This window comes from Burkholderia sp. Ac-20345 (assembly GCF_017104825.1).
Classification (GTDB): domain Bacteria; phylum Pseudomonadota; class Gammaproteobacteria; order Burkholderiales; family Burkholderiaceae; genus Burkholderia; species Burkholderia lata_B.
The window spans coordinates 1-9394 of the sequence record NZ_JAAGPO010000294.1 but is presented as its reverse complement, the minus strand read 5'-3'; the positions used below and the strand labels follow the sequence as shown (position 1 = coordinate 9394).

Sequence of the window (9394 nt, the reverse complement as noted above, 5' to 3'; positions counted from 1 at the left end):
GCGTCGGCGGTCAGCTCGACGTATGCAACGAGCTGCGCGAGCGCGCCCTGCCCGTGCACGACCGCGCAGGCTTCGCGCACCGCGTCATGCGCGGCAAGCTGGGCCTCGATCTCGCCGAGTTCGATGCGCAGGCCGCGCAGCTTCACCTGGTGGTCGACGCGGCCGATGAAGTCGAACACGCCGTCCGCGCGACGCCGCACGAGGTCGCCCGTGCGGTACAGCCGCGCGCCCGGCGCACCGTACGGATCGGGCACGAAGCGCTCGGCCGTCAGCGCCGGGCGGTCGAGATAACCGCGCGCAACGCCGATCCCCTCGCCGCCCAGATACAGTTCGCCGATCACGCCGACCGGCAGCGGATGCAGACGCTCGTCGAGCACATGCGCGGTGCGTGCGCCGACCAGCGTGCCGATCGGCAGGTACGCGGCGTCGCCGAGCTTCGCGAGATCGTCGCCGGGCCGGAACATCCACAGCGTCGGCGTGATGACCGTCTCGGTCGGGCCGTAACCGTTGACCACGCGCACGTTCGGCAGCGCGCGGCGCAGCATCGCGAACGCTTCGCGCGACGTCGCCTCGCCGCCGACCGTCAGCGAACGCAGCGTCGGCGGCGCACCGTGCGCGAGCGCCCATTCGGCGAGCTGCGCGGCGCAGCCGGGCGGCACGTAGGTCATCGTCACGCCGTCGCGGACCATCATCGCGCAGGTCTGCGCGGGCGGCCACAGCACGTCGGCCGTCACCGACACGGCGGCGCCCGACATGTATTGCGAAAACCAGCCTTCATGCGCGCCGTCGAAGTTGACCGACTGGAACAGCAGGAACACGTCGTTCTCGCCCGCGCCGTAGCGCTCGGCGATCGCCGCGCAATGCAGCGCGAACGACGCATGATCGACGATCACGCCCTTCGGCTTGCCGGTCGAGCCCGACGTGTAGATCGCATAGGCCGCGTGGCCCGGCAGCACGTCCGGCAGCACGATGTGCGCGGCTGCGTCGAGTGCATCGACTTCATCGGCACGCCACACGCGCAGATCCGGCAGTTCGGGCAGCGACGCGGCGCTCGCGCCGTCGGTCAGCACGTGCGCGATGTTCGCGTCGCCGACGATCTGCGCGAGCCGTTCGCGCGGATGCGCCGGATCGAGCGGCACGAACGCGGCGCCCGACTTCAGCACCGCGATCAGCGCGACGAGCAGGTCGACCGAGCGCTGCAGTGCAACGCCGACGCGCATTTCCGGGCGAACGCCGGCTGCCACCAGATGGCGCGCCAGGCGGGCCGCACGCGCGTCGACTTCGCCGCGCGTCAGCGTGCGATCGATATCGGCCACGCCGCGTGCGTCGGGCCGTGCTTGCGCATGCGCGGCAATGCGTGCATGCACCGGAACGAACGGTTCGGATTCGGTCGCGCCCGCCGGTGCGTTCCATGCAAAGAGCTGCTCGCGCTCAGTGGCTGGCAGCCAGTCGAGATCGCCGACCGGCATGTCGGGGCGCGCAAGTGCATCGGCCAGCAGCGTGACGAAGCGCGCGGCGAGCCGTGCGATCGCGTCCGCTTCGAACAGGTCGAGCGCGTAGATGAATGCGGCGTCGAACGTGCCGTCCGGCGTCGCTTCGACCGAAAGCGTCAGGTCGAATTTCGCGGACGGCGTGCCCGACGGCAGCAACGCGGCCGACGTCGCACCGAGCGCCGGCAGCGCGCGGCGTTCGCCGTACGCGGCCATCACCTGGAACAGCGGATGGTGGCTCGCGCTGCGCGGCACGCCGAGCGCGTCGACCACCTGCTCGAACGGCACGTCCTGGTGCATCTGCGCGTCGACGAGCGCGCGCTGCGTGCGCGCGACCAACGACGAGAAATCGCCGTGCGCGGGCACATCGACATCGATCGCCAGCGTGTTGACGAAGAAGCCGATCAGGCCGGCGACTTCCGCGCGTTCGCGGTTCGCGGCCGGCACGCCGACGCAGATCCGTGCATCGCCGGTCGCGCGCGCCAGCAGCGCATCGAGCGCGGCGAGCAGTACCGCGAACGGCGTGGCGCCCGACGCTGCCGCGAATGCGCGCAGTTGCGCACCGACGCGAGCGTCGAGCGAAAACACATGGCGTGCGCCGCGCGCACTGCGGCGCGCTGGGCGTGCAGCCGCACCCGGCAGCGCCAGCACGCCGCGTTGCGGGTCGAGCCGGTCGCGCCAGAACGCGAGCTGGCGGTCACGCTCGCCGGCGTCGAGCCAGCGGCGCTGCCACAGCGCGTAGTCGGCGTACTGGATCGGCAGCGGCGCGAGCGGCACCGGCCGGTCGGACGCGTACGCGTGATAGAACGCCGCGAGTTCCTCGAGCATCACGCCCGACGACCAGCCGTCCGACACGATGTGATGGACGGTCAGCGCGAGCCAGTGATGCGTCGCGTCGAAGCGCACCAGGTGCGCACGCACGAGCGGCGCCGAGCCGAGATCGAACGGCTCGGCTTCGTCAGCCGTCGCGACGGCTTCCGCACGCGCCGTGCGCTGTGCGTCCGGCAGCGCTTCGAGATCGGTCTCGCGCCACGGGCAGCGCAACGGTGCGTGGATCGTTTGCGCGACGCCATCCTGCGCTTCGTCGAAGGTCGTGCGCAGCGCCTCGTGGCGCGCGATCAGCGCGTCGCACGCCAGTCGCAGCGCATGCACGTCGAGCGGGCCGGTCAGCGCCAGGCGCTCGGTGATGTGATACGCGTCGGGCGCATCGATCAGCCGCGCGTGCAGCCACAGGCGCGTCTGTGCGAACGACGCCGGCACACGGTCGCTGCGCGGCGTGCGCGGCGGGATCGGCAGCACGCGGAAGTCGATGCCGGCCGCGCCGAGCTTGTCGATGAACACCGCGCGCTGCGCGTCGGGCAGTTGCGCGAAACGCGTCGCGAGCGCGAGCCAGTCGGGTTGAACCTTCGTCATCCGTCGTCCTTATTGGGTTTCCAGTTCGCCGAGCAGCGCGTCGATCGCGCTCGCCGCGTCGGTCTCGCCGCGCGCCGCGCAGGCCGCGTCGATCGCTTCCGCGCAGCGCGCCAGCGTGCGCGTGTCGAACAGCGTGCGCAGCGGCAACGCGAGCCCCCAGTGCAGGTTCGCCTGCGCGTGGGCCTGCGTCGCGAGCAGCGAATGGCCGCCGAGCAGGAAGAAATCGCCGTCGCGGCCGATTGCGTCCACATGCAGTACGCGTTGCCAGATCTCGGCAAGTGCGCGCTCCGTATCGGTCGCGAGCTCGACTTCGGCTGCCGCGTCGCGCACCGGCGCGGGCAGCGCATGGCGGTCGCACTTGCCGTTCGGCGTCACGGGCAATGCATCGAGTTCGATCAGCTGCGACGGCACCATGTAGGCCGGCAGTTGCGCGCGCAGCGCGTCGAGCAGCGCAGCCCGGTCGAGCGGGCCCGCGTCGCCGCGTGCGACATAGCCGATCAGCTGCTCGTCGCGCACGATCACGACCGCGTCGTTCACGCCGGGCGCCGCGCGCAGCAATGCCTCGATCTCGCCCGGCTCGATCCGCTGGCCGCGCAGCTTGACCTGCGTATCGACGCGGCCGAGGTAGTCGAGCGCACCGTCGGCACGCCGGCGCGCGAGGTCGCCCGTGCGGTACATGCGCGCGCCCGGCACGAACGGATCGGGCACGAAGCGCTCGGCGGTCAGCGCCGGACGGCCGAGATAGCCGCGTGCGAGGCCGGCGCCCGCGAGATACAGTTCGCCGGTCGCACCGGCCGGCACCGGCTGCCATGCGGCATCGAGCACGTGCAGTTGCAGGTTCGCGATCGGATGGCCGATCGGCACCGCGGCCGCATGCGCATCGTCGGGGCCGCAGGTCCAGTGCGACACGTCGATCGCGGCCTCGGTCGGCCCGTACAGGTTCACGAGCGTCGCGTTCGGCAGCAGCCGGGCCATCTTCGCGACGAGTTCGGGTGCGAGCGCCTCGCCGCTCGCGACGATCAGGCGCACGCTGTCGCATTGCGCGGCGGCCGAGAAATCGTCGAGATAAGCGGCGAACGCGGCGAGCATCGACGGCACGAAGTGCAGCACCGTCACGCCGTGCGCATGGATCGCGGCGGCAAGACGCGCCGGATCGCGGTGGTCGCCGGGCGCGGCGATCGCGAGCTTCGCGCCGATCGCCAGCGGCCACACGAATTCCCATACCGACACGTCGAAGCCGAACGGCGTCTTGTGCAGCACGACGTCGTCGCGCGTCAGCCGGTATGCGTGCTGCATCCACGCGATCCGGTTCGCGAGCGCGCCGTGCGTGTTGCCGGCGCCCTTCGGCTTGCCGGTCGAACCGGACGTGTAGATCAAGTACGCGAGCTGCGCGTCGTCGATCGTGACGGTCGCACCGGCGGTGTCGTTTCCGGTTTCATCGGCGAGCAGGTCCGCGACCGTCAGCAACTGCGTCGTTGCACCGTCGCCGAGCGCGGCCTCGACCTGCTCGCGCAGGTGGGCCTGCGTGATCGCGACCGCCGGCCGCGCGTCGCGCAGCAGGTACGCGATGCGCTCCGCCGGATAGTCGGGATCGACCGGCAGGTAGGCCGCACCGGCCTTCAGCACGCCGACGAGCGCCATCACCATGTCGAACGAACGCTCGACGCACAGCGCGACCGGCGTGTCGGGCTGCACGCCGCGCCGGCGCAGCGCAGCCGCGATGCGCGACGTGCTGACGTCGAGTTCGCGATAGGTCGCGCGATGCACGCCGCCGTGAACATCCGCGTATTCGAGCGCGATCGCGTCGGGCGTCGCCCGTACCGCATCGGTGAATTGAAGATGTAGCGGCTGCCGCTGCGACGCCGGCCAAGCGCGCGCGGTGTCCTGCGCCAGCGCGTCGCGGGTGGCGTCATCGGCAATCGACAGCGTGCCGAGCAGCGCATCCGGCGTGCGAGCCAGCGCATCGAGCGCGCAGGCAAACGCACGGTGCCAGGTTTCAACCTGTCGCGCATCGACGCGTGCGGTGTCGTAGCCATAGTCGATCGTCAGCTCGGCGCCGCTCTCGATCACGAGGGTCAGCGCGAAATCGGTCGCTTCGATGCTGCGCGCGCCGCTCAACGTCAGCGCGCGCGGATCGGCGTCGCGCGCCGAGTCGTCGACCGGATAGTTCTCGAACACGACCAGCGTGTCGAACAGTGCGCCGCCCGCGCCACGCGCCCAGCGCTGGATGTCGGCAAGCGGCGTGTGTGCGTGCTCGGCGGCAGCCGCGTTCTCGCGTTGCAGCGTTTGCAGCCAGTCGGCCGCGCGTTGCTGCGGCGCGGGCGCCGTGATCACCGGCAGCGTGTTGATAAAGAGACCGAGCACCGAGTCGACGTCCGCGAGTGCATCGGGACGGCCGGCGACGGTCGCGCCGAACGCGACGGCCGGCTGGTGCGTCATCCGTTGCAGCGCGAGCGCCCAGGCGCCCTGCACCAGCGTGTTGACGGTCAGCTTCAGTGCGCGCGCCGTCTGCGCGACGCGCGTCGTCGTGTCGGCATCGAGCGCCGCGCGCCACGTGACCATTTCGGCATCCGCGCGGTCGGCCGTGCGTTCCGCGATCAGCGTCGGTGCGTCGAGCCGTGCGAGGCGGCCCGTCCAGAAGCGTTCGTCGGCGTCGTGATCGCGCGTGCCGAGCCATGCGATGAAGTCGCGATACCGCAGCGCCGGGCGGCTTGCGAACGGCGACACGGCGTCCGGGTCGCGATAGTCGCGCAGCACGTCGGCGAGCAGGCGCGCGGTGCTCCAGCCGTCGAGCAGCACGTGGTGACGCGTCCAGACGACACGCCATGCGTCGTCGGTCACGCGGATCAGCGTGAGCCGCATCAGCGGCGGCTCGCGCCAGTCGAAACCGCGGGCACGATCAGCCGCGAGCCATGCGTCGAAATCGGCGTCGAACGAGTCGCCGCGTGTGCGCCAGTCGAGCTGCTCGACCGGCATTTGCGCGTGGCGGTGCACGCACTGCAGCGGCGCGGCTTCGTCCGGCATCACGCTCGTGCGCAGGATGTCGTGGCGCGCGATCGACGCTTCGAACGCGGCCGCGAGCCGGTCGGCGTCCAGCGCGGTCGCGGTCGCGACGAGCTGGTTCACATAGCTGGCGTGACCGGGCGCGAACAGCGCGTGGAACAGGATGCCCTGCTGCATCGGCGACAGCGGATACACGTCGTCGACGGTGCGCCAGTCGAGCGGTGTGCGTTCGATCGCAGCCTGCGTGAGACCAGCGGCCTGCGCGAGCGGGAAATCGCCCGGTGTCGCGCCACCGCCGCGATGCGCAACCCGCGACGCGCACACTTCGACGAGTTCGCGCAGCGCCGCCGCGAAGCGTTCGGCGAATGCGTCGATCGTCGCGCGCTCGAATTGCGGTGCGCCGTAGACCCAGTGCACTTTCAGCGTGCGCGCGCCGTCGCGATCCGTATCGAGGTACGCGTGGATCGCGAGCGTATTGCCGAGCGGCCCCTGTGGATCGCGCTCGACGCCGGTGCCACCGAAGCGCGGCACGAGCGTGGCATCGCGCGGTGCGTCGAACTGGCCGAGATAGTTGAACGTGACGCGCGGACGCGGCACGGCAGCCAGCGCCGCACGCGTCGCCGCAGCGCCGTAGTGCGCGAGCACGCCGAAGCCGAGCCCCTTGTGCGGCACGGCACGCAGGACGTCCTTGACCGCGCACAGCGTGTCGCGCGCCGTGGCCGCGACCGGCAGCGTCACCGGGTAATGGCTCGTCAGCCAGCCGATCGTGCGGCTGGCATCCGCGTCGTCGAACAGCGCCTCGCGGCCATGCCCTTCCAGTTCGACACGGCACGATGCGGCACCGCTCGCGCCGGCGAGCGACAGTGCGAGCGCCGCGCCCAGCAGTTCGATCGTCTGCGTGCGATAGGCAGCGTGCGCATCGGTGAGCGCCGCGCGGGTCAGTGCCGCGTCGATCGTCTGCACGACGACGGCCGCATCGGCGTTCGTCGCCGCTGCGTCGGGGTGATCGGGCACGACGTCGTCGCCCTGCGCCATGCCGGCCCAGTAGGCGGTTTCTGCCGCGAACGGCGATGCCGGTTCCGTTGCCGCACGTGCGAGCCGTGCGGCCCATGCATCCGCGCGCAGGCCCGGCTGCGACAGCCGGATCGGCGTGCGTTCGCATGCGGCACGATAGGCCGTGTCCAGGTCGTCGAGCAGGATGCGCCACGACACGCCGTCGACGATTGCATGGTGAATCGCGAGATAGAGGCGCGTCGAACCGTCCGGCAGGCGTGCCGCGCATGCGCAGGCAAGCGGCCCGCGGCCGAGGTCGAGACGGCGCTGCAACGCGTCGAAGCGCGCGAGCGCATCGGTTTCGTCGCGGGCGGCGACTTCGACGAACGGCAGTGCGTCGTACGGCTTCACGGCATCGCTGGCTTGCCACGTGCCGTCCGTGCCACGCGCGAAGCGCTGGCGGAATGCGTCGTGATGCGTCAGCAATGCATCGAAGGCGCGCGCGAACGCATCGGCGTCGAACGGCCCGCGCACATCGAACGCGACCGACTGGTTCCAGTGGCCGGGATGCGGAATATCGAGCGCGAAGAAGCGCTGCTGCGCGGGCGTCTGGACCTGCGCCGTCACCGGCGCGCTGGCAGCGGTTGCGACCGCAGGCTGCGCGGCGGCCACGTCCTCCGTCTTCGCGATGCGCGCGAGTTCGGCGACCGTCGGGCCGTCGAACAGCTGCTTCGGCGTGAAGCGCACACCACGCTTGCGCGCACGGGCGATCACCTGCAGCACGAGGATCGAATCGCCGCCGAGTTCGAAGAAGTTGTCGTCGCGGCCGACCTTCGGCGCCTTCAGCACGGCCTGCCAGACTTCGGCCAGCACCGTTTCGACCGCGCCCTGCGGTGCATCGCCGGATGCAGTCGCGACCGGCGCGGCCGCCAGTTCGCGCAACGCGGCGCGATCGATCTTGCCGTTCGCGGTGACCGGCAGGCGAGCGAGCGCGACAAACTGTGCAGGAACCATGTAGTCGGGCAGCTTCGCGGCAAGCGCCGTGCGCACCGCAGCCTCGTCGAAGTTCGCACCGTCGCGCATCACGACGAAGGTCGCGAGCCGCAGGCGGCCGTCGTGTTCGATCGCGAGCGTTTCGGCCTGCACGACCGGGCCGGCCGCACGCACGGCCGCACTCACCTCGCCCGGCTCGACGCGGTAGCCGCGAATCTTCACCTGGTCGTCGATACGGCCGAGGAACGCGAGGCGGCCGTCCACGCGCAAGCGCACGCGGTCACCCGTGCGATACAGCCGCGCGCCGGGCGTGAACGGATCGGGTACGAAGCGATCGGCGGTCTGCGCCGGGCGGCCGAGGTAGCCGCGCGCGACGCCCGGCCCGCCCAGATACAGTTCGCCCGTCGCGCCGGCCGGCACGCATGCGCCGAACGCGTCGAGCACCAGTGCGCGCGCATTCGGCAGCGGCACACCGAGCGGCACGCCGTTCGCGGGATCGCGCGCATCGGCAGCAATCGACGCCGTGTCGCAGGCGATCGCGCCGACCGTCGCTTCGGTCGGCCCGTAGTGGTTGATCACGCGGCACGCCGGCGCAAGCGCGGCCAGGCGCGCGACGAGCGCCCATGTAAGCGTTTCGCCGCCCGTCACGAGCGCGTGGCGCGGCAGCACGTCGGCCGGGACACGCGCGTCGAGCAGCGCCTGCAAGTGGCTCGGCACGATCTTCAGCACGCCGACGTCGCGGCCGCGCATTTCTTCGGCGAACAGGTCGGGATCGAACGCGCACGCGGCCGGCAGCAGGTGCAGCGTGCGGCCCGCGCACAGCGCGCCGAACAGCGTCGTATGGCCGAGGTCGGCCGCGACGGTCGACACCATCGCGAACGACGCGTCCGGTGCGAACGCGAGCTCGTCGAGCATCCCCTGCACATAGTCGGCCAGTGCGCCGTGCGACACGACGACGCCCTTCGGCGTGCCGGTCGAGCCCGACGTATAGATCAGATACGCGCCCTGTTCCGGATGCGGTGCGATGCGCACGCCGGCTGCGTGCGCGAGCGTTGCGTCCTGCGCGAGCGTGTCGACGTCGAGCGGCTGCGCGTCGCTGCCGGCCGGCCAGCCAGCGACATCCGCGACGAGCGCCCAGCGCGCGCCACAGTCGGCGGCTGCCGCGGCCAGTCGTGCAGCCGGCTGGGCGGGATCGAGCAGCACGGCGAGCGCACCGGCCTTCAGCGCGCCGAGCAGGCCGACGACGAAGCGCGCCGAGCGCTCGATGCAAACGATGACGGATGCTTCGGCGGCCACATCGCGCTGGGTCAGCGCGCGTGCGATGCGGTTCGACGCGTCGTCGAGTTCGGCGAACGTCAGCGACGCCGACGCATCGGCCAGCGCGACGCGATGCGGATACGCGGCTGCCTGCCGCGCGAACGCGGCGACGATATCCGCATGTTCGACGCGCAGCGCGCGGCCGTCGCGCGGCTGGCGCGAAGCGGCCGACGCGTCGCACGGCA

The 9394-nt window shown here is 71.5% G+C and carries 2 protein-coding genes; both read right to left on the bottom strand.

The window, feature by feature from the left end:
- Nucleotides 1–2903: amino acid adenylation domain-containing protein (locus tag G3O06_RS44490; protein WP_205819874.1), on the bottom strand; the 2903-nt coding region annotated here is incomplete at its 3' end.
- Nucleotides 2904–2912: 9 nt separating this feature from the next.
- On the bottom strand, nucleotides 2913–9394 hold a 6482-nt coding region (locus G3O06_RS44485), incomplete at its 5' end, for a non-ribosomal peptide synthetase (RefSeq protein ID WP_205819873.1).